The organism is Phytohabitans flavus, assembly GCF_011764545.1.
Classification (GTDB): domain Bacteria; phylum Actinomycetota; class Actinomycetes; order Mycobacteriales; family Micromonosporaceae; genus Phytohabitans; species Phytohabitans flavus.
Map to the genome: position 1 here is coordinate 9,229,265 of NZ_AP022870.1, position 23,743 is coordinate 9,253,007.

General features: G+C 70.5%; 19 protein-coding genes and 3 pseudogenes. 15 read left to right on the plus strand and 7 right to left on the minus strand.

The genetic code is table 11. The features are described from left to right. The first annotated feature begins 79 nt into the window (after positions 1-79). Genes Pflav_RS41105 through Pflav_RS41120 form a run of 4 tightly spaced genes read left to right on the plus strand, consistent with a single transcriptional unit; the run spans position 80 to position 4,136 of the window. Entirely contained in the window at positions 80-1,051 is a 972-nt protein-coding gene (locus Pflav_RS41105) for a LacI family DNA-binding transcriptional regulator (protein WP_173041887.1), read from the plus strand. A gap of 12 nt (positions 1,052-1,063) precedes the next feature. Next, positions 1,064-2,302, plus strand: a complete 1,239-nt coding sequence (locus tag Pflav_RS41110) for a sugar ABC transporter substrate-binding protein (RefSeq protein ID WP_173041888.1) — start codon at positions 1,064-1,066, stop codon at positions 2,300-2,302. Further along, positions 2,299-3,324, plus strand: coding sequence for a carbohydrate ABC transporter permease (locus tag Pflav_RS41115; RefSeq protein ID WP_173041889.1), 1,026 nt, complete (start codon positions 2,299-2,301; stop codon positions 3,322-3,324). Before Pflav_RS41110 ends, Pflav_RS41115 begins: the two co-directional genes overlap by 4 nt. Next, a complete protein-coding gene (locus tag Pflav_RS41120; RefSeq protein WP_232072522.1) occupies positions 3,321-4,136 on the plus strand; it encodes a carbohydrate ABC transporter permease in 816 nt (271 codons plus the stop codon). The genes Pflav_RS41115 and Pflav_RS41120 overlap by 4 nt, the downstream gene beginning before the upstream one ends. 889 nt (positions 4,137-5,025) lie before the next feature. Here Pflav_RS41120 and Pflav_RS41125 read toward each other — a convergent pair. Both Pflav_RS41125 and Pflav_RS41130 read right to left on the minus strand, forming a co-directional pair. Beyond that, positions 5,026-5,550, minus strand: a pseudogene (locus Pflav_RS41125) (N-acetyltransferase family protein); the annotation flags it as partial. A 50-nt stretch (positions 5,551-5,600) separates the two neighbouring features. Next, positions 5,601-6,428 (minus strand): bifunctional DNA primase/polymerase, encoded by an 828-nt coding sequence (locus tag Pflav_RS41130; RefSeq protein ID WP_173041891.1) that lies wholly within the window; start codon positions 6,426-6,428, stop codon positions 5,601-5,603. Between the two features lie 60 nt (positions 6,429-6,488). Between Pflav_RS41130 and Pflav_RS41135 the strand changes: the two genes are divergently transcribed. Continuing rightward, a complete protein-coding gene (locus Pflav_RS41135) occupies positions 6,489-7,694 on the plus strand; it encodes a winged helix-turn-helix domain-containing protein (RefSeq protein WP_173041892.1) in 1,206 nt (401 codons plus the stop codon). 120 nt (positions 7,695-7,814) lie between these two features. Then, entirely contained in the window at positions 7,815-8,261 is a 447-nt protein-coding gene (locus tag Pflav_RS41140; RefSeq protein WP_173041893.1) for a DUF2752 domain-containing protein, read from the plus strand. Between the two features lie 15 nt (positions 8,262-8,276). Here Pflav_RS41140 and Pflav_RS41145 read toward each other — a convergent pair whose 3' ends face one another. Then, entirely contained in the window at positions 8,277-9,089 is an 813-nt protein-coding gene (locus tag Pflav_RS41145; protein WP_173041894.1) for a DUF4097 family beta strand repeat-containing protein, read from the minus strand. An 11-nt stretch (positions 9,090-9,100) separates the two neighbouring features. Further along, positions 9,101-9,577, minus strand: coding sequence for a toxin-antitoxin system HicB family antitoxin (locus Pflav_RS41150; protein ID WP_173041895.1), 477 nt, complete (start codon positions 9,575-9,577; stop codon positions 9,101-9,103). Between the two features lie 80 nt (positions 9,578-9,657). On the opposite strand from Pflav_RS41150, the pseudogene thyX reads away from it, so the two are divergent. The 7 genes and pseudogenes from thyX (at position 9,658) to Pflav_RS41185 (ending at position 16,387) form a co-directional block, all read left to right on the plus strand. Further along, positions 9,658-10,409, plus strand: a pseudogene (gene thyX, locus Pflav_RS41155) (FAD-dependent thymidylate synthase). A gap of 59 nt (positions 10,410-10,468) precedes the next feature. Continuing rightward, positions 10,469-11,362 (plus strand): 4-hydroxy-tetrahydrodipicolinate synthase, encoded by an 894-nt coding sequence (gene dapA / locus Pflav_RS41160; RefSeq protein WP_173041896.1) that lies wholly within the window; start codon positions 10,469-10,471, stop codon positions 11,360-11,362. After that, the gene (locus Pflav_RS41165) at positions 11,359-13,047 is read left to right on the plus strand and encodes a ribonuclease J (protein WP_173041897.1); all 1,689 of its coding nucleotides are present in this window, start codon (positions 11,359-11,361) and stop codon (positions 13,045-13,047) included. The genes dapA and Pflav_RS41165 overlap by 4 nt, the downstream gene beginning before the upstream one ends. Before the next feature lie 168 nt (positions 13,048-13,215). Then, complete coding sequence (locus Pflav_RS41170) at positions 13,216-14,139, plus strand: helix-turn-helix domain-containing protein (protein WP_173041898.1); 924 nt, start codon at positions 13,216-13,218, stop codon at positions 14,137-14,139. 100 nt (positions 14,140-14,239) lie between these two features. Beyond that, entirely contained in the window at positions 14,240-14,437 is a 198-nt protein-coding gene (locus Pflav_RS41175) for a DUF397 domain-containing protein (protein ID WP_173041899.1), read from the plus strand. Positions 14,438-14,545: 108 nt separating this feature from the next. Then, the gene (locus tag Pflav_RS41180) at positions 14,546-14,734 is read left to right on the plus strand and encodes a DUF397 domain-containing protein (RefSeq protein ID WP_173041900.1); all 189 of its coding nucleotides are present in this window, start codon (positions 14,546-14,548) and stop codon (positions 14,732-14,734) included. 123 nt (positions 14,735-14,857) lie between these two features. After that, positions 14,858-16,387: a S1 family peptidase gene (locus Pflav_RS41185; protein ID WP_173041901.1), complete on the plus strand. Its 1,530-nt coding sequence runs from the start codon at positions 14,858-14,860 to the stop codon at positions 16,385-16,387. 151 nt (positions 16,388-16,538) lie between these two features. Here Pflav_RS41185 and Pflav_RS41190 read toward each other — a convergent pair whose 3' ends face one another. The 3 genes from Pflav_RS41190 to Pflav_RS41200 are packed head-to-tail and all read right to left on the minus strand — an operon-like array spanning position 16,539 to position 20,413. Continuing rightward, positions 16,539-18,107, minus strand: coding sequence for a type III secretion system chaperone family protein (locus Pflav_RS41190; protein WP_173041902.1), 1,569 nt, complete (start codon positions 18,105-18,107; stop codon positions 16,539-16,541). Then, positions 18,104-19,915: an HSP90 family protein gene (locus tag Pflav_RS41195; RefSeq protein WP_173041903.1), complete on the minus strand. Its 1,812-nt coding sequence runs from the start codon at positions 19,913-19,915 to the stop codon at positions 18,104-18,106. Before Pflav_RS41195 ends, Pflav_RS41190 begins: the two co-directional genes overlap by 4 nt. A 60-nt stretch (positions 19,916-19,975) precedes the next feature. Beyond that, positions 19,976-20,413 carry a type III secretion system chaperone family protein gene (locus Pflav_RS41200; protein ID WP_173041904.1) on the minus strand — a complete coding sequence of 146 codons (438 nt, stop codon included), beginning with the start codon at positions 20,411-20,413 and terminating at the stop codon, positions 19,976-19,978. Between the two features lie 299 nt (positions 20,414-20,712). Here Pflav_RS41200 and Pflav_RS41205 point away from each other — a divergent pair. Together Pflav_RS41205 and Pflav_RS41210 are read left to right on the plus strand one after the other, a co-directional pair. Next, positions 20,713-23,070, plus strand: a pseudogene (locus Pflav_RS41205) (DNA translocase FtsK); the annotation flags it as partial. Positions 23,071-23,085: 15 nt separating this feature from the next. Beyond that, a complete protein-coding gene (locus tag Pflav_RS41210; protein ID WP_173041906.1) occupies positions 23,086-23,739 on the plus strand; it encodes a helix-turn-helix transcriptional regulator in 654 nt (217 codons plus the stop codon). The last annotated feature ends 4 nt before the right edge of the window (positions 23,740-23,743 follow it).

Sequence of the window (23,743 nt, forward strand, 5' to 3'; positions counted from 1 at the left end):
GTGCGAAACACCCCAGAAACTTGAACGATCCAATCATGCCGCACCGCGCCTTGAACGTTCAAGAGGATAGAAGGTACGAATGGCCGATAAGGTGACGATCGCCACGGTCGCCGCGCACGCCAACGTGTCGCGGCAGACCGTCTCGAACGTGCTCAACACTCCGCACCTGGTCCGCGAGGAGACACGGGAGCGGGTGCGCGAGGCGATCGCTGCCCTCGGCTATCGGGCCAACCAGGCCGCCCGGCTCATGCGCACCGGCCGGTCGCACCTGCTGGCCGTGCGGATCGAGCCCACCCAGGACGGGATCAACGGCTCGGTCCTCGACCGCTTCCTGCACGGGCTGACCGAGGCGGCCGCCCCGGCGGGATATCGCATCCTGCTCTACGCCGCCGCCGACGACAAAGCCGAGATCACCACCTACGACGACCTGCTCGCCACGTACGAGCTGGACGGCTTCGTGCTGACCAGCACCCACCACGGCGACGTGCGCACCTCGTGGCTGGCCGAGCGGGGCGTGCCGTTCGTGACGTTCGGCCGGCCGTGGGGCGCGCCCGACAGCCACCCGTGGGTGGACGTGGACAACGCGGCCGGCACCGACGCGGCCACCCGCCACCTGCTCGACGCCGGCCACCGGCGGATCGGCTTCATCGGCTGGCCCGAGGGCTCCGGCGTCGGCGACGCCCGCCGCTCGGGCTGGGCCGCCGCGGCGGGTCCGGAGTCCGCCGACCTCGCTCGTGCCACAGTGGACGGTGTGGCCGAGGGCGAGGCGGCGGCGCGCGACCTGCTGTCCATATCGGACCCACCTACCGCCCTTGTGTGCGCTAGCGACTCGCTGGCCGCCGGAGCCTACGCCGTGGTGCCGCCGGGCGTCGCGGTCACCGGCTTTGACGACACCGCGGTCGCCCGCGTACTCGGGCTCACCAGCGTGGCGCAGCCGCTCGCCGAGGCGGCCGCCCGCTGTGTCGACCTTCTCGCCGGCGTGCTCGACGGGGGCACCACGCCGCGCCCTGTGCTCCTACCACCTTCCCTAGTGATCCGCCACTCTGCCTGAAGGAGATCGACAATGATACGAAAGACCGTCCTCGCCGCCATGGCGGCCGGCGCGGTGCTGGCCAGCGCCGCGTGCGGCAGTGGTTTCGACGACGACTCCGCCGACTCCGCCCAGCAGCAGTCCGGGCCGGTGTCGTTGCAGATCCTCATCGGCTCGTCCGGGCAGGCCGAGACCACCGCCGTGCAGGAGGCCGCGGCGAAGTGGGCCAGCTCATCCGGCAACACCGCGACCGTCACACCGGCCCAGGATCTGACCCAGCAGCTCGGCCAGGCGTTCGCCGGCGACAGCCCGCCGGATGTGTTCTATGTGGACGCCGGCCGCTTCGCCGACTACGCGAGCGTGGGCGCGCTTGAGCCGTACGGCGACAAGATCAGCAACTCGAACGACTTCTACGAGAGCCTGCGCACCACGTTCACGTACGACGGCAAGCTCTACTGCGCGCCCAAGGACTTCTCGACGCTCGGGCTGGTGGTCAACACCGACCTGTGGAGCAAGGCCGGCCTGACCGAGGCGGACGTCCCGACCACCTGGGACCAGCTCACCTCGGTCTCCCAGAAGATCAAGGCGAGCGGGACGGTGCCGCTGGCGCTCGGCGACACCCGGGACCGGATCGGCGCGTTCATGGTGCAGGCCGGCGGCTGGATCACCAGCGCGGACGGCAAGACGGCCACCGCCGACACCCCGGAAAACCTCCAGGCGCTCCAGTACGTCCAGGGCCTGCTCAAGAACAAGTACGCCGAGTACCCGAAGGCGATGGACGCCGGTTGGGCCGGTGAGGCGTTCGGCAAGGGCAAGGCGGCGATGACCATCGAGGGCAACTGGATCAAGGGCGCGCTGAAGGCGGACTTCCCGAACGTCAAGTACACCGTGCACCCGCTCCCCGCCGGTCCCAAGGGCCAGGGCACGCTCTCGTTCACCACGTGCTGGGGTATCGCGGCGAAGAGCAAGAACAAGGACGCGGCGGTCAAGTTCGTCGAGGCGATGACCACGGCCGAGCAGCAGTTGGCGTACGCCACGGCGTTCGGCGTGATGCCGTCCCGCCAGTCGGCCGGCGCGCAGTTCACCCAGCAGTTCCCGACCGACAAGGCGTTCATCGACGGCGTCGCGTACGCGCAGGGCCCGGTCAATGCGCCCAAGATGGACAGCGTCCTCTCCGACTTCGACACCGGCCTGCAGGGCCTGACGAGCGGCGACCCCAAGGCGCTGCTGGCTCGCGTGCAGAAGAACACCGAAGCCGCGCTGGGGCAATGAGCAGAAAACGTTCGGCCGTTCGGGGCGGCGAGGCGGTCGCTGGCTGGCTCTTCGTCGCCCCGGTCGTAGTGATCCTCGGTCTCTTCCTGCTGCTGCCCATCCTGATGGCGCTGTGGGTGAGCCTCACCGGCTGGAACGGGCAGGGTAGCCCGTTCCGGTCCGGTGTGCCCTTCGTCGGCACGGACAACTACGCCTCGCTCTTGACCGAGGACGGCCTGCCCCGCCAGGACTTCATGACGAGCATCCGGAACAACCTGTACTACGTGCTGCTCGTCGTGCCGATACAGACCGCGCTGGCGCTCGGGCTCGCGCTCGTGGTCAACCAGCGGATGCTCAAGAGCAAGGGGTTCTTCCGGACCGCCTTCTACTTCCCGTCGGTCACCAGCTCGGTGGCGATCAGCGTCGTGTTCCTGTTCATCTTCGCCAACTCCGGTGCGGTGAACGCGCTGCTCGGGATGGTGGGGATCCAAGGGCCGGTGTGGTTCAACGACTCGCGCGGCCTCATCCACATACTGCTCGACACCGTGGGCGTGAACAGCCCACCGCGCGCGCTCGTCGACCACGGCATGCTGAGCCTGACCTGGTGGGACTGGCTCGCCGGGCCGAGCGTGGCGATGTCCGCGATCATCGCGCTGGTGGTCTGGACCACGTCCGGCACGTTCATGCTGATGTTCCTCGCGGCACTCCAGAACGTGCCCCAGCAGGTGGAGGAGGCGAGCCTCATCGACGGTGCCAACCGCTGGCAGCGGCTGCGGTTCGTCACGATCCCGATGATCAAGCCGACCGTGTTCCTGGTGCTCACGCTCGGGTTGATCAGCACCTGGCACGTCTTCGACCAGATCTACGTGATGAGCCAGGGCAATCCGGCGAAGACCACGCTCACCCCGGCATTCCTGTCGTACCGCACGGCGTTCAAGGACTTCGAGTACGGCCGGGGCGCCGCGATCTCGTTCGTGCTCTTCCTGATCATCGTGGTGATGACGCTGCTACAGCGGTGGATACTCCGGGAGCGGAAGTCATGAGCCGCACGGAGGCGACCCCCGGGGCGCACCGACAAGGGCGGGACGAGCCCGAGGCGCCACGCCGGCGGAGCAAGCGCAGATCCAGGCCGCGCGGGCTCGTCAACACGTTCGTCGGGTACTCGATCCTGATCTTCTTCGCGCTGGTCTTCCTGTACCCGTTCGTGATCCAGCTGGCCAACTCCTTGAAGAGCGAGCCGGACGCAGCGGCGAACCCGCTCTCGCCGATACCGCACCCGGTGTCCTTCGCCGGCTTCGAGCGGATCTTCGAGGGGACCAACTTCCCGCTCTGGCTGGTCAACTCGCTGCTGGTGACCACGGTCATCACGGTCGGCCGGGTGTTCTTCGACTCGCTGGCCGGGTACGCGCTGGCCCGGCTCCGCTTCCGTGGCCGGCAGGCGATCTTCGCGGGCGTCATCGCGGTGATGGCGGTGCCCGGCGTGGTGCTGCTGATCCCGAAGTTCCTGGTGCTCAACCAGTTCGGCATCTACGACAGCTACACCGCGCTGATCCTGCCGATCATCGTGGACGCGGCCGGCGTGTTCATCATGAAGCAGTTCTTCGAGTCGGTGCCGGCCAGCATGGAGGAGGCGGCCCGGATCGACGGGGCGAGCGTCTTCCGCACGTACTGGTCGGTGGTGCTGCCGATGGCCCGGCCGGCGCTGATCACGCTGACGATCCTGTCCTTCCAGGGCTCGTGGAACGAGTTTCCGCACACCCTCGTCGCCGTACAGGACCCCGACCTCTTCACACTGCCGCGCGGCCTGGCCGACCTGGTCAGCGGCTCGCTGGGGGCGGCACGCAGTACCCACTGAAGCTCGGCGCGGCTTTGCTCGCCACGATCCCGGTGGCGATCATTTTCGTGATCTTCCAGCGGTACTTCGTCCGCGGCGCCACGGAAGGAGCCGATAAGGGCTAGACCCAAATACATTGAGCTACCGCGATGTCCGCCGTGGCCCGGACCGTTGCTCCCGCGGCCTCACCCTCCGCGCTTCACAACCCCACGCCGCCGCCCGCCCGTAGGCGGGTGGCGGCGCGGCGCGGCGGCCGATGTCGTATCGCGTAACGTCCCGGCCGCGCTGCGGATCGTGGTCGACAGCGGCAAGAGGTGAGCGCGCCGGTCGCATTCGCTCTGCTTCCTTATAGGAAGTGGCCCCACGATCTGCCCGGACATCGTGTTAGCCGCTGCTCGCCGACGGCGGCCGCCGAGGGGGATGCGACCCTCGTTCGCGGTGATCAAGGCCTCGTCCGCCGATCCCTGACCCACTAGGTCCATTGAGAGCTTTCAGGGGTGAGGGGTCTCAGCAGAGCTCGCCTGACAACCGGCAGATCGTGGTACCGAGCCGCCCCTGTGACGGCCGTTCCGTACCACGATCTGCCCGGACACGGCGATGGCCGCAGGCATTTTCCTTGATCGGCGTGGTTGCGGGGTGCCATCCCCGCGTCCGTGGTGAAAGAGCACCCCTCCAAGGGCATTTTTCAGGCCGGGTCCATGGGGGCGAGGCAAATTGGGGTTGGGGCTTGAACCGCGGGGCTGGCAGTGGAGGTCGGGGTTTCGGCGAGCGCTAGCGAGTCGCCGGCCGGAGCGGTGCCCGCGGGAGCAAACGGTCCGCAGGTGACGCGGACCGGGGAATATCTGCCTAAAGAACCGTCCCGGCCGCCGATGCCCGAAGCTTCGCTAGAGGCTCGTGTGGAGGCGGTGCTGGGGATTAGTTGGTCGTCGACGTCGAGCGCGCGGGTGGCGCCGTCGGGCTCCCAGCCTGCCGAGCCGAGGAACTTGCGGGTGGCTGGGTCGCCGTCGTAGACCCAGGCCACCGCGGTCGCCAGGCTGTCTTCGCGCCACAGGTCGACGCTCGCCGCGAGTAGCCGGCTGCCGTGGCCGCGGCGGCCCCAGCGCGGCTCGACGAGCAGGTCGGTGAAGGCCGCCACGTCCGCGCCAAGTGGTGGCTCGTCGGGCGCGAGCGCCTGCTCGTCGGCGGGTCCGGAGGCGGCGAAACCGACCAGGTACGTGCTCTCCGCCTGCTCGAACGCGACAAGCACCCGGTGCCGCGCGGTAGGCGGCTCCTCGATCGCGTTGCGCCACTGGTCGGCGATCCACGCTTCGTCGAGGCGGTCGAGCGCGCGGGCCGGGAGCACCTTGCGGTACGCGGTCCGCCACGTCGAGAGCTGCATGCGTGCGATCTCGCCGGCGTCCTCGGGACGGGCCGGCCGTACGAACCCCGTGGCCATGGGTGACCAGCCTACGGAGGTGGGGCGGGCCCACCGCGCCGGCCCCGCTCTCAAGCTGCTCGGCGGGCGCGGCCAGCGGTCAGCCCCGAGCGGATCGTGCGGGCGGTCTCGACGGCGCCCAGCCCGGCGGCCAGCGCGGCGGGCGTCAGCGCGCTCACCACGTCGTACGGGTCGAGGAGCCCCGCCGCCACCAGCCGCCCCAGGCTGCGGGCGGCGCGGTACAGCGTGTTGTTGCGCTCGCCGACCGGCGCCGACCGCACGCGCGTGACCTCGTTGTCCAGCGCGGCCGCCGCGTACCGCCCCGGGTGCCGGACCACCGGCGGCGGTGGCGGTGGGGGTGGGATGACCAAGCGCAGCAGCGTGGGCGGGCAGGGTGGCGCCGGGCCGCGGCTGATCCACCTGTAGCGCGTGCCGTTGCCGTGCACGGAAGGCGGGGCCACCACGTAGCCACCTTCGCCGCGCCAGTCGACGCCGGGCAGCAGCCGGACCCGGTTGGGTGCGCCGCTGGCCGCGAAGTAGAGGTGCAGCCCGCCCGAGCCGGTCTGCACCATCGGGATGTCGGCCAGGTCGCCGACGAGGTCGCGGAGCAGGTACAGGCCGGCCGGAGTGTCCACATCGCACACATCGACGGCGACCCCGGTGCGGAGCCCGACATTCGCCTCCGGCCAGGCGGCCCACCAGCGGCGCACCTGCTCGGGATCGGTGCTCGCCTCGTGCAGGCCGGCGGTGATCAGTCGGGGGTGCCACCGGGGGTGCTTGCCGGCCCGGTCGCAGTGCGCGCGCCGGCACGAGCAGCGGCCACCGCCGAGCCCGGTGTGGAGGGGGAGCACGGGGAGACCGCTCTTCGCGTACCACAGTGCGCTCTCGATCGGTCGCATTGGGTGATCGTATCGAACGTGTGTGCTAATTGTCGTACGGGTGAGTTAACGTCCGGTGCGATGACCGTTCCAGAGTCCTTGTCGATCGCCCAGGCCCGCCGGATCGCGCTGGCCGCCCAGGGTTTCGCCGACCCCGCGCCGACGGGTGCCGTGACCATGCGGCACCTGCGCCGGGTGCTGTCCCGCACCGGCCTGCTCCAGATCGACTCGGTCAATGTGCTTCAGCGAGCCCACTACCTGCCGATATACAGCCGGCTGGGGCCATACCCGACGGCGTTGCTGGACCGCGCGGCCTACGGGCGCCCCCCGGAGCTTTTCGAGTACTGGGGGCACGAGGCCTCGCTGATCCCGGTGGCGCTGCACCCCGCGCTGCGGTGGCGGATGGCCGGTGCCCACGCCTGGGGAGGCGTGCAGCGCATCGCCGAAGAGGATCCGAAGCTTGTCGACTGGGTGCGTGACGAGGTCGCGGTCAACGGGCCGCTGACCGCCGCCGAGATCGAGCACGAGGCGCCCCGGGAAAAGGGCAACTGGGGGTGGAATTGGTCGTCCGTCAAGCGGGCGCTCGAGTTCCTCTTCTGGGCCGGAGAGGTCGTCGCCGCCCGGCGCAGCGGCAGCTTCGCGAGGGTGTATGACCTGCCCGAGCGGGTGCTGCCGGCCGAGGTGCTGGCCGCGCCGACGCCGACGCCCGCCGAGGCGTATCGGGAGCTTGTCGCGGTGGCCGCCCGCTCGCTCGGCGTGGCGGCCGAGCTTGAGCTGCGCGACTACTTCCGGCTCCCGGTCGCCGGCGCACGGGCCGCGATCCCCGAGCTCGTCGACGCCGGTGTGCTGCTCCCGGTCGAGGTGCACGGCTGGCGCCAGCCGGCGTATCTGCACGCCGACGCCAAGCTGCCCCGGTGGGTGCGCGGTGACACGCTGGTCAGCCCGTTCGACCCGCTGATTTGGGAGCGGGCGCGCACCGAGCGGCTGTTCGGCTTCAGCTACCGGATCGAGATCTACACGCCGGCGCACAAGCGGGTGCACGGCTACTACGTGCTCCCGTTCCTGCAAGGTGACAGGTTCACCGCGCGGGTCGACCTCAAGGCCGACCGCAAGGCGGGCGTGCTCCGCGTGCCGGCGGCCTGGCTGGAGCCGGGCGCCGACCCGGAGACGACCGCGGAAGGGCTCGCCGCCGAGCTGCGGCGGCTCGCGGGGTGGCTGGGCCTGGCGGAGGTGGCGCCGCCCGAGGGCGGAGACCTGAGGCTGAGAAGCGCCCTCGGTGTACGGTGAGGCGGTGAGCGAGCGGGCGCCGGTGACGCCTGCCCGGCACGGCGTGGAGCGAGCGACCCCGGGAGGCGCAGTGACCAGCGTGGCCGATCCCACCGCCGCCCCGCCGCCCCGCACTACTTCGTGCCCCCGCCGCCTGGCCGGTTCACCCGGCTGCTGGCCCGGTCACCTCGGTGGCTGGCCCCGGCCGCGGTGCTCGGCTGCCTCGCCGCCGCCGCGGGCTACGTCACGATCGCCAACCCGACGGACTCGACCGCCGACGCGACGCCGACCTGCCTGCTCAAGCTCACCACCGGGCTTGACTGCCCGGGGTGCGGCGGGACCCGCGCGTTTTGGTACATGATCAATGGTGACCTGCCGGCCGCCGCCCGGCACCACGCGCTGTTCATCTTCGCGGTGCCCTTCCTCGTGTATGTGTACGTGGCGTGGGTTAGCAAGCAGGTCTTCGGCAAGAAGCTGCCCAAGCTGAGCGTGACGCCCACGATGATCGGCGTCTTCCTCTCCGCGTGGCTGGCGTTCAGCATCCTGCGCAACCTGCCGTGGGCGCCATTCACCTGGTTCTACGTCTAGGGCCTGTTTCGCGTCTCAGGCCGCGGCGGCCTCTGCCGGCACCCGGCGGATCGCGATGTCGCCGCTGGCCGTGCGGACTTCGACGCTGAGCTCGTGGCCCGCCTCGCCACCGCCACCGGCGGCGGTCATGTCCAGGTCGTTGGTGGTACGCCCGGAGATCGTGCCCAGGTCGAGCCACACGCCGGTGCCACTGCGCACGCCCACCGCGACGTCGCCGCTCGCGGTGCGCACCTTGACCGTGCCGCGGTGGGCCGAGCCGATCCGCACTTCGCCGGAGGCGGTGCGCGCCTTCACGCCCGCGCCGGCCGTGCCGATGTCGATCCTGCCGCTGGCCACGCTCGTGTCGACCGGGCCGCCGACCTGCTGGGCCGTGACGTCGCCGGCAGCGCCGCTCACCTGTAGCTCGCCGTCGACCTGGCCGGCCGTGACGTCGCCGCTGGCGATCTTCACCTTGGCGTCGCCGGCGATGTGCTCGAGGAACATGTCACCGGAGGCGCCGACCGCGTCAAGCGCGGCGAACCGGCCGCGGCAGGTCACGTCGGCCGAGGCTGTCCTGAGGCGCAGCCGGCTGTCCAGCGGCACGCGGATGGTGATCAGCAGCGAGGCAGGGCGGCGGGCCAGCCAGCCGCCGTCCGGCACGGCCACGGTCAGCGTGTCGCCGCGCAGCTCGACGGTGGTGCGCTCAGCGGCCTCGTGCGAGGCGGGACGGTCGTCGTACGGCTGGACGTCGACCACGGCCGTATCGCGCTCCTCGGCGGTTATCTCCAGCGCACCGGCGGGCAGCTTGACGACGGCGTTGACGGGTCCAGCGGTCGGAAACTCGGACATGACAGCTCCTCTCAGGCACGGCCGAAGCCGGTGATCCGGCGGCCGGCGGTGCCACGGGTCGGTGGGGTGGACGGGCCACCCTGGGCCGCGACCTGCACGGCCCGGACCAGCCAGGTGTTGACCGAGACGCCCTCCGCAGCCGCGGCCCGCTCGACCGTGTCCTTGAGGGACTCGGGCAGGCGCAGCGTGATCCGCGTGACATCACCGGACGGCTCGGGTGGTGTCACTGGCGGCGGCGCTGCGACGTCAGTCGGTGTCACCACGAAATCGGCCTGGCCGCCGCGCAGCCGCACCTCGACGGTCGCCGCGGAGAGCTTCGTGGTGATCTCGTCCGCCGCGTCGGAGAGCATCTCCAGGAGACACAGCCGCATCGACGCGTCGAGCGCGCCGGTGAGCAGGTCAGCGGCGCGGGCCACGTCGGGCCCGCCCGGTGCGGCGGAGGCGGCGAGGTCTCGCCGCACGGTCTCCAGATACGGTGCCAGGTCCATGACGCCACTATGACATCAGAATGACGTCATGACAAGCCGCGATGCCGGTGGTGTCGGTGGGGTGGTCTAGGCTCGCGGCCATGCCGGAAGTAGTCCCGCCCCAGGTCAAACTCATCGCTTGGACGCACTTCGAGGCGCCGGACGACGTGCCGTGGTCCACCGACGCCGATGGGGCCAGGCGCTCGCCGAGTTCGCCGGCCGCGCCTGCTACCAGTCGTGGAAGAAGCCCAACCCAGCCACCGCCACCAACCAGGGTTATCTCGCACACATCCTGGAGGTGGGGCACCTTTCGGTGCTGGAGCACGGTTCGGTGACTTTCTACTTCACCGGTGTGTCCCGCTCGTTCACGCACGAGCTGATCCGGCACCGCCACTTCTCGTACTCGCAGCTCTCCCAGCGGTATGTGCCGGAGCGCGAGGCCGCGATGGTCGAGCCGGATGTGATCGCCACGGACCCGGAGCTGCACAAGCTCTTCTTGGCGGCGACCGATGCCAGCCTCCGCGCGTACAACGAGCTGCTGGAGGGGCTGGAGCGCAGGTTCGCCGACGTGGAAAACCCCACGCTGCGCCGCAAGCAGGCACGTCAGGCGGCCCGCGCGGTCCTGCCCAACGCCACCGAGACCCGCATCGTGGTCACCGGCAACTACCGGGCCTGGCGGCACTTCGTCGGGATGCGCGCGACCGAGGGCGCTGACGTCGAGATCCGCGAGCTGGCGGTGGAGTGCCTGCGCCAGTTGCAGGGTGTAGCGCCCAACGTGTTCGGCGACTTCACCATCTCCCGGCTAGCCGACGGCACCGAGGTCGCGGCCAGTCCGTACGCACAGCTGTCATAAGGCCGTCGACAGGGCGTAACCCTTCGGTGGGTCTGCGCGGGTCCGCTAGGTTGTCAAGCATGACGCACGACCACCGACCCTTCGGGCGGCTGCTCACCGCGATGGTGAGCCCGTTCCGCGCCGACGGTTCGCTCGACATCGAGGGAGCGGCCCGGCTCGCCGCATACCTGGTGGACGAGCAGGCCAACGACGCATTGGTGATCAACGGCACGACCGGTGAGTCGCCCACCACCACTGACGCGGAGAAAGAGCAGCTCATCCGGGCGGTGGTGGAGGCCGTCGGCGACCGGGCCAAGGTGGTCGCCGGCGTGGGCACCAATGACACCTCACATACCATCGAGCTCGCGACGGCCGCGGAAAAGGCGGGCGCGCAGGGACTGCTCGTCGTCACGCCGTACTACAACAAGCCGCCCCAGGCCGGCCTGATCCGGCACTTCACGGCGGTGGCCGACGCGACCGGCCTGCCCATGCTCGTCTATGACATCCCTCACCGCGCCGGCATCGCGATCGCCACGGAGACGCTGGTCCGCCTCGCCGAGCACTCGCGGATCGTGGGCGTCAAGGACGCCAAGGGCGACCTCGTCGGCACGTCCTGGGTCACCAGCCGCACCGACCTGGCCTTCTACTGCGGCGACGACCCGCTCACGCTGCCGCTGCTCGCGCTCGGCGCGGTCGGCCTGGTCGGCACGTCGACCCACCTCTGCGGCCCCGACGCGCAGGAGATGATCCGGGCGTACGAGAGTGGCGACACCGGTACCGCGCTCGCCCTGCACCGCCGGCTGCTGCCGATCTTCACGGGCATCTTCCGGAGCCCGGGCACGATCCTGGTCAAGGCCGCGCTGGCCGCCAAGGGGCTGCCCGCCGGCCCGGTGCGCTCGCCTCTCGTCGACGCGACCGAGGCGGAGATGGCGCAGCTGCGCCAAGACTGCGAGGCCGCGGGGCTTCCTCTATGACCGGCGCGCATACCGAGCTGGAGTTGCCGCCACCGCTGCCCGCCGGCGGCCTGCGCGTGACGCCGCTGGGCGGCCTCGGCGCCATCGGCCGCAACATGACCGTCTTCGAGTACGGGGGCAAGCTCCTCATCGTCGACTGCGGGGTGCTCTTCCCGGACGTGGAGCAGCCGGGCGTCGACCTGATCCTGCCGGACTTCACGGCGATCCTCGACCGGCTCGAGGACGTGCAGGCGATCGTGCTCACCCACGGTCACGAGGACCACATCGGCGCCGTGCCGTACCTGCTCGCCCACAAACCGGACATCCCGCTGGTCGGGTCGCAGTTCACGCTCGCCCTCGTCGAGGCGAAGCTGGCCGAGCGGCGGATCGAGCCGTACACGCTGACCGTGCGCGAGGGGCGGCGAGAGCCGCTGGGGCCGTTCGAGTGCGAGTTCTTCGCGGTCAACCACTCGATCCCGGACGCGCTCGCGGTGGCCATCCGTACGCCGGCCGGGCTTGTGCTGCACACCGGTGACTTCAAGATGGACCAGCTCCCGCTGGACGGGCGGGTCACCGACCTGGCCGGCTTCGCGCGGCTCGGCGCGGAGGGCGTCGACCTGCTGCTGTCCGACTCGACCAACGCGGAGATCCCCGGCTTCGTCACGCCGGAGCGCGACATCGGGCCCGTGCTTGACTCGATCTTCGCCAAGGCGACCGGCCGGATCATCGTGGCCAGCTTCGCCTCGCACGTGCACCGCGTGCAGCAAGTGCTCGACTCGGCGTACGAGTACGACCGGAAGGTCGCGTTCATCGGCCGCTCGATGGTCCGCAACATGGGCATCGCCCGCGACCTCGGCCTGCTGCGCATCAACGCCGGGCTGGTGGTCGGCCTGGAGGAGGCCACCGCACTGCCGCCGGACCAGATCGTGCTGATGTCGACCGGCTCGCAGGGTGAGCCGATGAGCGCGCTGGGGCGGATGGCGGTCGGCGACCACCGGCACATCACGGTCGCGCCGGGCGACACGGTCGTGTTGGCCAGCTCGCTGGTTCCGGGCAACGAGACCTCGGTGTACCGGGTGATCAACCAGCTCTCCCGCGCCGGTGCCACGGTGATCCACAAAGACGTGGCCAAGGTGCACGTCTCCGGCCACTCGCCCGCCGGCGAGCTGCTCTACGTGCTCAACGTCGTAAAGCCGCGCAACCTCATGCCGGTACACGGGGAGTGGCGGCACCTGCGCGCCCACGCCCGCCTCGGCATCGAGTCCGGCGTGCCGGCCGACCGGGTCGTCCTTTGCGAGGACGGCGACGTGGTCGACCTTGTCGAGGGGCGGGCGCGGCTGGTGGGCCACGTCAAGAGCCGCTATGTGTACGTCGACGGGCTCGCGGTCGGCGACGTGGGTGAGTCGCTGCTCACCGAGCGGCGGATCCTCGGCGACGGCGGCTTCATCGCCGCGACGGTCGTGGTCGACTCGGTGACCGGCAAGGTGGTGGGCGGGCCGACGGTGTCCGCCAAGGGCTTCTCCGAGGATCCCGAGGCGTTCAACGCGGTCGTCCCGTTGATCACCGAGGCGCTCGACCGGGCCGCGCTCGAGGGCATCACCGACCCGCACCAGCTCCAGCAGATCGTGCGCCGTACGGTCGGCCGCTGGGTCAACGAGGCGTACCGCCGCCGTCCCATGATCGTTCCGACGGTCGTCGAGGTCTGACAACGGCTCTCCCGCACGCCATGTCGCACATCGTGGCATGGCGATCTCGGCGTGCTCCGCCCATACTGTCGGCACCCCCGTCCCTAGTTGTTGTGTTGTCCTGGCGTGTCCTCAAGGACGCGTGTAACGTCCTGCATCGTGTCGTGTGGCGGAACCGCAATCTGCCACATGGCAGGTGAGCACCTCACTGGTTGGATCATGACTTCGCCTGAGCCGCCCGCGGTCGCACGCCGCCGTGTCCGCCTCGCGTTGCGCGCGGCACGCGAGGCGAGAGGTTTTACGCAGCAACACGTCGCAGATGAGCTTGACTGGTCGCTCAGCAAGGTCAACCGCATCGAAAAGGGCGACGTCACCGTCTCGAAGACGGATCTGCTCGCGTTACTGGAGTTGTTCGGCGTCGATGACGACGAGCTGATCGACGATTTGGTGCGGGCGGCCCGTTCGTCGCGCCAGCGGGGGTGGTGGGACGAGCCGCGCTTCCGCGAGCACCTCACGCCGCCGATGCTTCAGCTCCTCCAGTTCGAGACAGAAGCGACAGCGATTCGCGTTTTCCAGCCGACGCTCGTCACCGGCCCGTTCCAGACCCGGGCGTACGCACAGGCGGTGCTCGATTTCTGGCAGCCCGAGCTCAGCTCGGTCGTGCGCGAAGCGCGCCTGGAAACGCGACTGATGCGAGGCGAGCAGTTGCTCTCCAGGGCAGACCCGCCGGACATCTATTTCATCTTCGACGAGTCGCTTTTGCATCGGCCGGTCGGTGGGGTTCCGGTGATGGCCGAGCAGCTTCGTCACCTGCTCCTCATCATGGAGCGGCCCACTGTGCACGTGCGCGTGGTGCCGTCCGCCGCGGGCGCCCTCGTCGCCATGCTCGGGCCATTTCTCATCTGTGACTTCGGCGAGGAGGAAAACGCCGTCCTCTATCGGGAGAGCCTGCTCCTGGACGAGGTCGTCCACTCCGCCGAAACAATTGGCCGCCATCGCAGATATTTCGAGCACTTATGGCAGGAGTCGCTGAGCGAAACGGAGTCCGTGCGACTTATCGAGGCCCGCGCGGACCACATGTATTCGCGGATGAGGCGAGATACCAGCGGCTGACGATACTTCGGCTGCGGTAAATCCTCGAAAGGCGGCAACGCCGTGGGGGCCTGTGGCCGGGGCAATACCCACCTATTTATCCCGATCTGAGGAGAACCGAATGGAGCAGACCGCGGCGCTGGTCTGGCGTAAGAGCGGGCGGTGCGACACCAACACGTGTGTCGAGGTGGCCGAGGTTGGCCGGGACATCGCCATCCGCGACTCGAAGCGTCCAGATGGGCCCACGTTGCTCTTTACCAGGTCTGAGTGGGACGCGTTCGTCGGCGGCGTGCACGACGGCGACTTCGTCTTCGACTGAGATCTGACCGAGGCGGCATCCCGGGCGACTGCGCTCAGGATGCCGTCTCTTCCTTTCGGTGGGACCATTACGTATGGTGAGTATTCCCCGCTAAGAGTGGAGTCGGTGATGGCAGACACCGAACGTCTTCAATGGCGCAAGAGCACTCGCTGCGATAACGCGACCTGCGTGGAGGTCGCGGAGTCGGCTGGTGGCGTGGTCCTTCGGGACGGCAAAGATCCAACCGGACCGCGACTGACCTTCACGGCCCGGCAGTGGACCGCCTTCCTTGCCTGGACGCGCCAGCGCTCACAGTGATCAGTTCACTACTTTCTCGTCTTTCTCTGTGAGATCCACCATCGCTGTCCCATTCATCCGCGTCTAGCTCTCCGCCGTACCCCGATTTGCCGGTTCAGTACGGCTATGTGGGAGGTGTTGCGGATGGACCGCAGACGGGCGTTGACCATTGGCCTGGTGGTGGCCACAGCTGGAGCCGCGGCCGCGGTGACGATTCCAGCGGTCGCGACCACGAGAGGCCCGGTGCCCGGCGGCCCGGAGCCCGAGATGCTCTCGGCGCTCCAGCGTGACCTGGGTCTGACACAGGACCAGGCCCGCACACGGTTGACGACCGAGCGCGCCGCCGGCCGTACCATCGCCGAGCTCAAGCACCGCGCGGCGGATGCCTGGGGCGGCGCCTGGCTGAACGCGAACGCCACCAGCCTGACGGTGGCCGTGACCGATCCCGCGCTGGCCGAGCAGGTGCGGGCCGCGGGCGCCGAGCCCAAGATCGTCGCCCGGAGCGCGGCGGACCTCGACTCGGTCAAGCGCACGCTCGACCAGAACGCGGACGACGCCACGCCCAACCTGCCCGGCTGGTACGTGGACGTCGCCAACAACACCGTCGTCGTGCTCGCCCAGAAGGGCGGCGAGGCGGCGGCCCGCGAGTTCGCGACGGACGCGGGCGCACCGGCGTCGAGCGTGCGCGTCGTGTCCACAGTGGAAACACCGGTGCCGTTCTTCGACGTACGCGGCGCCGACCCGTACTTCATCAACAGCGCCGCCCGCTGCTCGATCGGCTTCTCGGTCGTCGGCGGCTTCGTCACCGCCGGCCACTGCGGGCAGGTGGGCGCCACGACCACGGGCTTCAACCAGGAGGCCCAGGGCACGTTCACAGCGTCGTCCTTCCCCGGCGACGACTGGGGCGTGGTCGAGGTCAACGGCGACTGGACGCCGCGGCCGGTCGTCAACGACTTCAACGGCGGCGAGGTCACCGTGGCCGGCGCGGAGGAGGCACCGGTCGGCGCCTCGATCTGCCGCTCCGGCTCGACGACCGGTACCCGCTGCGGCGTGGTCGAGGCCAAGAACGCGACGGTCAACTACGCCGAGGGTACGGTGACCGGCCTGACCCGTACCGACGTGTGCGCCGAGCCGGGCGACTCGGGCGGCTCGTGGATGTCCGGCGACCAGGCCCAGGGTGTGACCTCCGGTGGGTCGGGCGACTGCACGGTCGGCGGTATCACGTTCTTCCAGCCGCTGACCGAGATCCTCGAGGTGAACCAGCTGACCCTCGTCACCGCCAGCGGTGAGGTCCCGCCGCCGCCCGCGACCGGCGCCCCGCCGACCACCGAGCCGCCGGCACCGGAGCCGCCGGCGACAAGTGCGTGCGCCGACGAGGAGGTGGCGGTGGCCGGCGCGCTGAGCCGAGCCGGTGCCCGCCAGTCCCAGCCCAACGGCCGGTTCTTCCGCACCGCCGGTGGCCGGCAGACCGCCTGCCTGGACGGCCCGGACGGCGCCGACTTCGACCTCTTCCTCCAGCGCTGGAACGGCCAGTCGTGGCAGACCGTGGCGCGGGCGACCGGCCCGGACGCGGACGAGACGCTGACCTTCAACGGCAACGCGGGCGTGTACCGCTACCGGGTGCAGTCCGAGGCCGGATCGGGTGACTACACGCTGGGGTTCTCCATCCCGTGACGTAGGACGCGCCGCGGCGGGATGGGCCTCCTCCTCGCCCGCCGCGGCACCCAAGAAAGAAGCCCGTCACCGCCAACTCGGGCCGGCGGCGAGCGGGCGGGCCGGATGCCGGCGCCCTGATGCACGGGCGCCGGCATCCCGTCTTTCCGGGTTACGGGAGGGCAGCCACCTCGTCGGCGAACTGGGCGCTCGTCACGATCGCGGCGTGCACCAGCACGCCGAGCTGGGGAGCGGCAGCGCCGTGCTCAAGATCCGTGGTGATGTCGCCGGCCAAGATGAGCTCGCCCTCGCCGGTGTCGTGCACGTACGCCTTGGGCAGCAGCTTGTCGTGGTTCCAGGCGTTGCAGAACGCGTACGCCTCCATGAGGCGGTCGGCCTTCAGACGGCGCTGGGCGACCACGCGTACGTGCAGGATCTCGCCCTCCTCGCCCATCCGGTCGAAGGTCACCATGCCCTTGCCCCATTGGCCGCCGATCGTGCCGTCCTCGTCGACGTAGTACCGGTCGCCGCGGTCGTCCAGGGCGGCGGTGATGGCCTGCACGGTCAGCGGCGCCACGACTTCCTCGCGGCCCTCCGGGGGTAGGCCGGGCTCGGCCATGTACGACGGGGTGGGCTGGTCCGGCGGCAGCTCCAGGCTGGCCAGCACCGGCTCGTCGGACATCCGCAGAGCCAGCCGGCGGGACTGGTGGTCGGTGCCGTTGCGGGCGTCGAACTGGCTGGCGATCTCCCGCGCCTGCGCGGCCAGCTCGGCGCCGAGCTGCTCCAGCGTGAGGTCGGCCGCCGCGCGGCTCTCGAACGCCGGGCGGTGGACGATCCGGCCGGTCGAGGCGGCCAGCCGGCACACGAGCGCACCCGCCGCGGCGAACTCCATCGCGGACGCCTCGTCGTACGGGCGGTCGAGCCAGCCCAGGTGCTCCGCCAGGATGTCCACGGCCCGGTCGGCGTTGCCGGTCAGCACGCAGAAGCGCATGTGCTCCGGCAGGAACGGGAAGGCGTCCCGCTCGTGCCGGTGGCGGCGGTACGCCCGCACGTGTGCCTTCGCCGCCTCCTCGTAGCGGCCCAGCTTCAGGTACGGCATGAGCACCGCCTCGAGCGCCTTCTCCGGCTGCTCGGCACAGCCCAGCACGCCGCTGAGCACCGGCTCGACCGTGCGTACGGACTCCTCCCACTCGCCCCAGCCGGCGAGCAGCTCCGCCTGCCGGGACGGGTCACAGCCGGCGCAGTCGCTGTTCTCGTCCCGCTCGGCGGTGCGCCACAGCTCGAACCACTTGCGCGCCTCGCCCTCGTCGCCGATGTGGTCGGCGATCTTGCAGCGGAGGTTGTAGATGGTCTGCATGCTGTGCCCGCCGGCCTTGAAGCGCCGCTCCATGTCGTCGAGCGCGGCCTGCGTCTGCGCCAGCCCCACCCGCGGCGTGCTGCGCAGCGTGGCCACCGCCCACTTGTGGTACCAGCGCAGCTGCTCGCCGTCCCACTCCTCGAACATCGAAGGGTCGCGGTCGTACGCCGCCAGGCACCACCCGAACGCGGGCAGCATGCGCCACCGCTCGGTGTGGTTGTTGTACGCGTCGATCAGGTCGATCCGGGCGTCGTAGCCGAGCCGGACGTCACGGGCGGCGTCGGCGTGGGCCGCGATCCGCTCCAGCTCGGCGATCTTGCTGTCGCCGTCCGGCAGCTCGCGCGCCGCTTCGAGGGCTTCGTGCAGCTCGTGCGTGGTGCTCATGAGGGCTCCGGATCAGAAGAGGGAAGCGATGGGATGTCGGTGAAGGCCCGGTCGAGCAGCGCCAGGAACGACCGGTTCAGCGCCGCCGTGTCGACCGCCCGCAGCGGGTGGTGGCCGGCGAGCAGCGCCTGGCCGTACAGGGCCTCGACGGCGTGGCGCAGCGCGGGCCCCGGCGGGTACGACGTGATCTTGCGGATGAGCGGGTGGCGCCAGTTGAAGACAAGCTCCGGCCGGTGCTCCACGGTCACGTCGTTGAACGCCGAGAGCACGTCCGACCACAGCTCGTCGACCGCCTCGATGCTGCGCCGCACGGTGTCCTGGGTGCGCGCCTTCTGGCTCATCACGTAAAGCGCCGGCATCGTCACCGGGTCGAACTGGCGGATCAGCGGCACGCAGTCGAGCTCGCGCAGCACCGCCCGCGCGGTCTCCAGGAACGGCGCCACCTGCGCCTCCTGGCCGGGCAGCAGCGGATCGAGCCGCGCGGCCAGCTCGCCCGGGTCGAGGCGGCGCACCCGTGCCTCGGGGTCCACCCTGGACAGTCGCTCCAGGATCTCGGTGTCGTACGCGTACCCAGCGTTGACCACCGGCGTACCGGCGGCGCTGGCGATCGCGGCCAGCGAGCGGAACTCGTCGACCGTCTCGACGTACCGGATCATCGACAGCCCGCGGCGGAAAACCCGCAGCGGCATCGTGCCCCGGCTCGTCTCGAACGGCAGCCACGCGTCGACAAGCCGCAGCATCTCGTCGTCGCGTACCGCGAGCGCCTTGACGCCCAGGTGGTGCACGCGCAGGAAGGCGGCCAGCCGGTCCGGGTCGTTGACCGACAGGTCGAGCAGCCAGGTGCGGATCTGCTCGCCGAGCCCGGCGCGTACGGCGGAGAGCAGGTCGTCCTCGTACAGCGCCTCACGGCTCGCGGTTGGCCGCAGCATGCTCGTGTCGACCACGCACCGCACGAAGAACGCCCACTCCGGTACAAGCTTGGCGGCGTCCTCGCTGAGCAGCATGCGCTTGAGGTAGACACGGTGACCGCCCTGCCCGACCTGGGCCGGTGAGGCGAGCACGAAGCCGACCCCGTGCAGCCCGGCCTCGGGCACGCCGAGGTCGATGACCTCCATGGGGCGGCTGCCGAGCAGCTTGGCGCCGTAGTCGAGCAGCGCCGCGCGGCGTACCTCTGGATCGTCGTAGCTGATCTCCCACGGAGCCTGCGGCTCGGTGATCCGCTCGCCCTCGAGGGTGACCTCGACATCCAGCAGGTGGGCGTACGACATCGCGAGGTCGCGGACAGTGGTCGGCGTGAGCCAGTGCTCCGCGCCGGCCCGGGGCCGGAGGGTGACCGCCGTGCCGACCTCGGCGGCCTCGGCCGGGCCCACGGTGTAGCGGCCGTCCGCGTACCCGGTCCAGCTCACCGCCTCGCCGCCCTTGGCCGACCGGGTGACCACCTCGATCGCGTCCGCGACCATGAAGCAGGAGAGCAGCCCGATGCCGAACTGGCCGAGGTAGTCCTGCCGCGCGAACCCCAGGTCGTCCCGTTTGGAGGTGCGCCCCACGCTGGCCAGGAACGTGTGCACCTCCGTCTCGGTGAGCCCGATGCCGTTGTCGGTCACCCGCAGCGCCCCGCCGGGCAGCGACTCGATGACCACGCGGCCGGCGGGGGAGTCCGGGTCCGCGGCGCGACGCGCTGTGATCGCGTCGGTGCCGTTCTGCAACAGCTCGCGTACGAAGACTCGCGGGCTCGCGTACAGGTGGTGGCTGAGCAGGTCGACCACGCCGCGCAGGTCGACCTGGAAGCGGTGCTCGGCGGTCGTCACGCTCCGCTTCCCTTCGTGCGTTCGCTCATCGTCGTCGCGGGGCGCGGCCGCGGTCCCCGCTCACTCACCCTTCAAACCCGCCGCTGCCTCGGCCAGCTGGCAGCCGGTCGAGATGCCGCAGCCGATGAGCTGGTCGAGCTGGGCCTGCGAGACTCCGCGCTCCAGGTCGGTCGTGACCTCGCCGAAGACGCGGGCCGTACCGTCGTCGTTGACGTGGACGAACGCCTTCGGCCACAGGCGGTCGTGGTTCCACTCGTTGCAGAAGGCGTAGAGCTGCGGCACGTCGTCCACGGTGAACTCGGTCGCGGCGAGCGTGCGTACCTGCAACATCTCGCCCTGGGAGCCGCGGCGGAAAAACCAGATGAGGTTTTCGTCCCACATCCCGCCGATGTCACCGTCGTCGTCGGTGCCGAAGTTGTAGCCGCGGGCGTTCAGTACCTGCGCGATCAGCTCGTTGGTGAGCGGCGCGAGGGTCTGCACCTCGCCGTCGGATGGCATGCGAGAAATGTCCCTTCAGCTGGCTGCGATTTTTCCGGTGTCGCCCATCTTTGGGCGCCTCCGCCACGTGACGGGCGGCACCCATGGTGCGAAGTTCCCGGGGCACGATACGACGGCGGCGCCAGACCGGATCAAGGGCCCGCGCACCAAAATTCACGCCGCCCACCGGGCGCGGTTCCGTCGTACCTTGCGGCTACCGTGTGATCCTAGGGCCTATGGCTGGCCGCACCACCCAGGCGAGTAAGCGGCGCGGCGCCTCCACTGCGCGCGCCGCGAGCGCTCGCACGCGCCAGACCACCCGCCGGCGCACCCCGACCGCCAGCCCCGCCGTCATCGTCGGCCGTGGTGTTCGCGCACTCTGGATGGGCCTCGCGAACAGCGTGGGCTGGCTGGTCCGCGGCGTCGGCCAGCAGGCCGCCAACGCCCGCGACCTCGACCCCGAGCATCGCCGCGACGGCGCCGGCCTCCTGCTGCTGGGCCTGTCGATCCTCACCGGTGTCGCGGTCTGGTTCTCCGGGGCCGGCCCGGTCGGCGAGCGGGTGGCCGACACCGTGCGCCTCTTCCTCGGCGCGATCGCCGCCGCGCTGCCGCTGCTGCTGCTCGTCGCCGCGATCCGCCTGATGCGCGAGCCGAGCGATCCCGAGCACCGCGGCCGGGGCGTGGTCGGCTGGTCCGCGCTGATCCTCTCCTCGGCCGGCCTGCTGCACCTCGCCCAGGACCCGATCGACAACGCCCAGCGCGACTACGCGGGCGGGCTCTTCGGCGCCGCGGTCGGCGGGCTGCTGGAGCGGGCGGTGACCGAGTGGGTGGCGACGCCACTGCTGATCCTGCTGCTCCTCTTCGGCCTGTTGGTCATCACGGCCACGCCGATCAACAAGATCCCCGAGCGGCTGGGGCTGCTGGTCGGCTCGTTGCTGGGCCGCCCGCTCCCCGCCGACGAGCCCGCGCAGGACGAGGAAGACGAAGAGGAGGAGGCGCCGCCGGTACGGCGCCGGTCCACGACGCGCCGCCGGCAGTCGGCACGCACCGAGGACGCCGGAGATGCGGACGGCGAGGAGATCGTGCACGACACGGTCCTCCTGCCCCGCAAGCCACCGGCGACCGTGCCCGCGGCCCGCAAGGTCGCCGAGCCGCCCGAGCACTCGACGCCGCCCACCCGCGCTGAGCAGCTCGCCATCACCGGCCTGGCCGGCGACTACAAGCTGCCCCCGCCCAACCTGCTCAAGCAGGGGGTCGCGGCCAAAACCCGGAGCAAGGCGAACGACGAGGTCATCGCCGCGCTACAGAGTGTGTTCGAGCAGTTCGATGTGGACGCCGCGGTCACCGGGTTCACCCGCGGGCCGACGGTCACCCGGTACGAGGTGGAGCTGGGTCTCGGCGTCAAGGTCGAGCGGATCACGCAGCTGTCCCGCAACATCGCGTACGCGGTGAAGTCGCCGGACGTGCGCATCCTCAGCCCGATCCCGGGCAAGAGCGCGGTCGGCGTGGAGATCCCGAACTCCGACCGTGAGGACGTGGCGCTCGGCGACGTGCTCCGCTCGCGGGCGGCCACCGGTGACCACCACCCGATGCTTGTCGCGCTCGGCAAGGACATCGAGGGCGGCTACGTGGTGGCCAACCTCGCGAAGATGCCGCACATCCTCATCGCCGGCGCCACCGGCGCGGGCAAGTCGTCCTGCCTCAACTCGCTGCTGGTCTCGATCCTGACCCGGGCCACGCCGGACGAGGTGCGGCTCGTCCTGATCGACCCGAAGCGCGTGGAGATGACCGCGTACGAGGGCATCCCGCACCTCGTCACCCCGATCATCACCAACCCCAAGAAGGCCGCCGACTCGCTCGACTGGGTCGTCCGCGAGATGGACATGCGGTACGACGACCTGGCCGCGGCCGGGGTGCGGCACATCGACGACTACAACCGCAAGGTACGCGCCGGGCAGGTCAAGCCGCCGCCGGGCAGCGAGCGGGAGATCCGCCCGTACCCGTACCTGCTGGTGATCGTCGACGAGCTGGCCGACCTCATGATGGTGGCCCCGCGCGACGTCGAGGACTCGGTCGTCCGGATCACCCAGCTGGCCCGCGCCGCCGGCATCCACCTTGTACTGGCCACCCAGCGCCCCTCGGTCGACGTGGTCACCGGCCTCATCAAGGCGAACGTGCCGTCCCGCCTCGCGTTCGCCACATCCTCGCTCGCCGACTCCCGGGTCATCCTCGACCAGCCCGGCGCGGAGAAGCTGATCGGCCGCGGCGACGGGCTCTTCCTGCCGATGGGCGCCTCCAAGCCGATCCGCATCCAGGGCGCCTGGGTCAACGAGTCCGAGATCAACGACGTCGTCAAGTTCTGCAAGAACCAGCGCGAACCGGAGTTCCGCCCGGATGTGCTGACCCCGGTGCAGGACCCGAAGAAGAAGATCGACGAGGAGATCGGCGACGACCTGGACCTGCTCGTGCAGGCGATCGAGCTGGTGGTCACGTCGCAGTTCGGCTCGACCTCGATGCTCCAGCGCAAGCTGCGGGTCGGCTTCGCGAAGGCGGGCCGCCTGATGGACCTGATGGAGACGCGCGGCATCGTCGGCCCCTCAGAGGGCTCCAAGGCCCGCGACGTGCTCGTCAAGCCCGACGAGCTGGAGGAGGCGTTGGCCCAGCTCCGCCCCGAGTAGCTCTATTGTCAATGGGTGGACGATTTAGAGGCGCTCGCGCTCCTGACCGATCCGGTGCGGCGCTCGGCGTACCAGGCCGTCGTCGATGCCGGCGCGGAGCCGGTGGGGCGGGACGAGGTGGCCGCGGCGCTCGGGGTCGGGCGCACGCTCGCCGCCTTTCACCTGGACAAGCTTGTCGACGCGGGGCTGCTCGAGGTGTCGTTCGCGCGGCGGACCGGGCGTTCCGGGCCGGGTGCCGGACGGCCGGCGAAGCTCTACCGGCGGGCCGCCGGCGAGCACGTCGTCAGCGTGCCGCCCCGCGCGTACCTCTCCGCGGCTGAGCTTCTCGCCGAGGGCGTCGAGCGGGCCGGTGCCGACGCGGCGGTCTACGAGGTCGCGCGCGAGCACGGGCGGGAGGTGGGTGCCGCCGCCGGTGCGGGGGCCGATCCGGTCGAGGTGCTCGCCTCGAGCGGCTACGAGCCGGAGACGGACGACGCCGCGGTACGCCTGCGCAACTGCCCGTTCCACCAGCTCGCCACGCGGTTCCCACCCCTCGTCTGCGGCATGAACCTGGCGCTCGTCGAGGGCGTGCTGGAGGGTGCCGCCGCGGCGCAGTGGCGGGCCCGGCTCGACCCGGGACCCGGCTACTGCTGCGTGACTCTTTCTAAAAACAAGATCAATGATTTATAGTACG

Excerpts from the sequence above, each read along its gene's own strand:
- Pflav_RS41105 (WP_173041887.1), top strand. The coding sequence starts at position 80 with ATGGCCGATAAGGTGACGATCGCCACGGTCGCCGCGCACGCCAACGTG.
- Pflav_RS41110 (WP_173041888.1), top strand. The coding sequence starts at position 1,064 with ATGATACGAAAGACCGTCCTCGCCGCCATGGCGGCCGGCGCGGTGCTG.
- Pflav_RS41115 (WP_173041889.1), top strand. The coding sequence starts at position 2,299 with ATGAGCAGAAAACGTTCGGCCGTTCGGGGCGGCGAGGCGGTCGCTGGC.
- Pflav_RS41120 (WP_232072522.1), top strand. The coding sequence starts at position 3,321 with ATGAGCCGCACGGAGGCGACCCCCGGGGCGCACCGACAAGGGCGGGAC.
- Pflav_RS41130 (WP_173041891.1), bottom strand. The coding sequence starts at position 6,428 with ATGCGACCGATCGAGAGCGCACTGTGGTACGCGAAGAGCGGTCTCCCC.
- Pflav_RS41135 (WP_173041892.1), top strand. The coding sequence starts at position 6,489 with ATGACCGTTCCAGAGTCCTTGTCGATCGCCCAGGCCCGCCGGATCGCG.
- Pflav_RS41145 (WP_173041894.1), bottom strand. The coding sequence starts at position 9,089 with ATGTCCGAGTTTCCGACCGCTGGACCCGTCAACGCCGTCGTCAAGCTG.
- Pflav_RS41150 (WP_173041895.1), bottom strand. The coding sequence starts at position 9,577 with ATGGACCTGGCACCGTATCTGGAGACCGTGCGGCGAGACCTCGCCGCC.
- dapA (WP_173041896.1), top strand. The coding sequence starts at position 10,469 with ATGACGCACGACCACCGACCCTTCGGGCGGCTGCTCACCGCGATGGTG.
- Pflav_RS41165 (WP_173041897.1), top strand. The coding sequence starts at position 11,359 with ATGACCGGCGCGCATACCGAGCTGGAGTTGCCGCCACCGCTGCCCGCC.
- Pflav_RS41170 (WP_173041898.1), top strand. The coding sequence starts at position 13,216 with ATGGCAGGTGAGCACCTCACTGGTTGGATCATGACTTCGCCTGAGCCG.
- Pflav_RS41175 (WP_173041899.1), top strand. The coding sequence starts at position 14,240 with ATGGAGCAGACCGCGGCGCTGGTCTGGCGTAAGAGCGGGCGGTGCGAC.
- Pflav_RS41180 (WP_173041900.1), top strand. The coding sequence starts at position 14,546 with ATGGCAGACACCGAACGTCTTCAATGGCGCAAGAGCACTCGCTGCGAT.
- Pflav_RS41185 (WP_173041901.1), top strand. The coding sequence starts at position 14,858 with ATGGACCGCAGACGGGCGTTGACCATTGGCCTGGTGGTGGCCACAGCT.
- Pflav_RS41190 (WP_173041902.1), bottom strand. The coding sequence starts at position 18,107 with ATGAGCACCACGCACGAGCTGCACGAAGCCCTCGAAGCGGCGCGCGAG.
- Pflav_RS41200 (WP_173041904.1), bottom strand. The coding sequence starts at position 20,413 with ATGCCATCCGACGGCGAGGTGCAGACCCTCGCGCCGCTCACCAACGAG.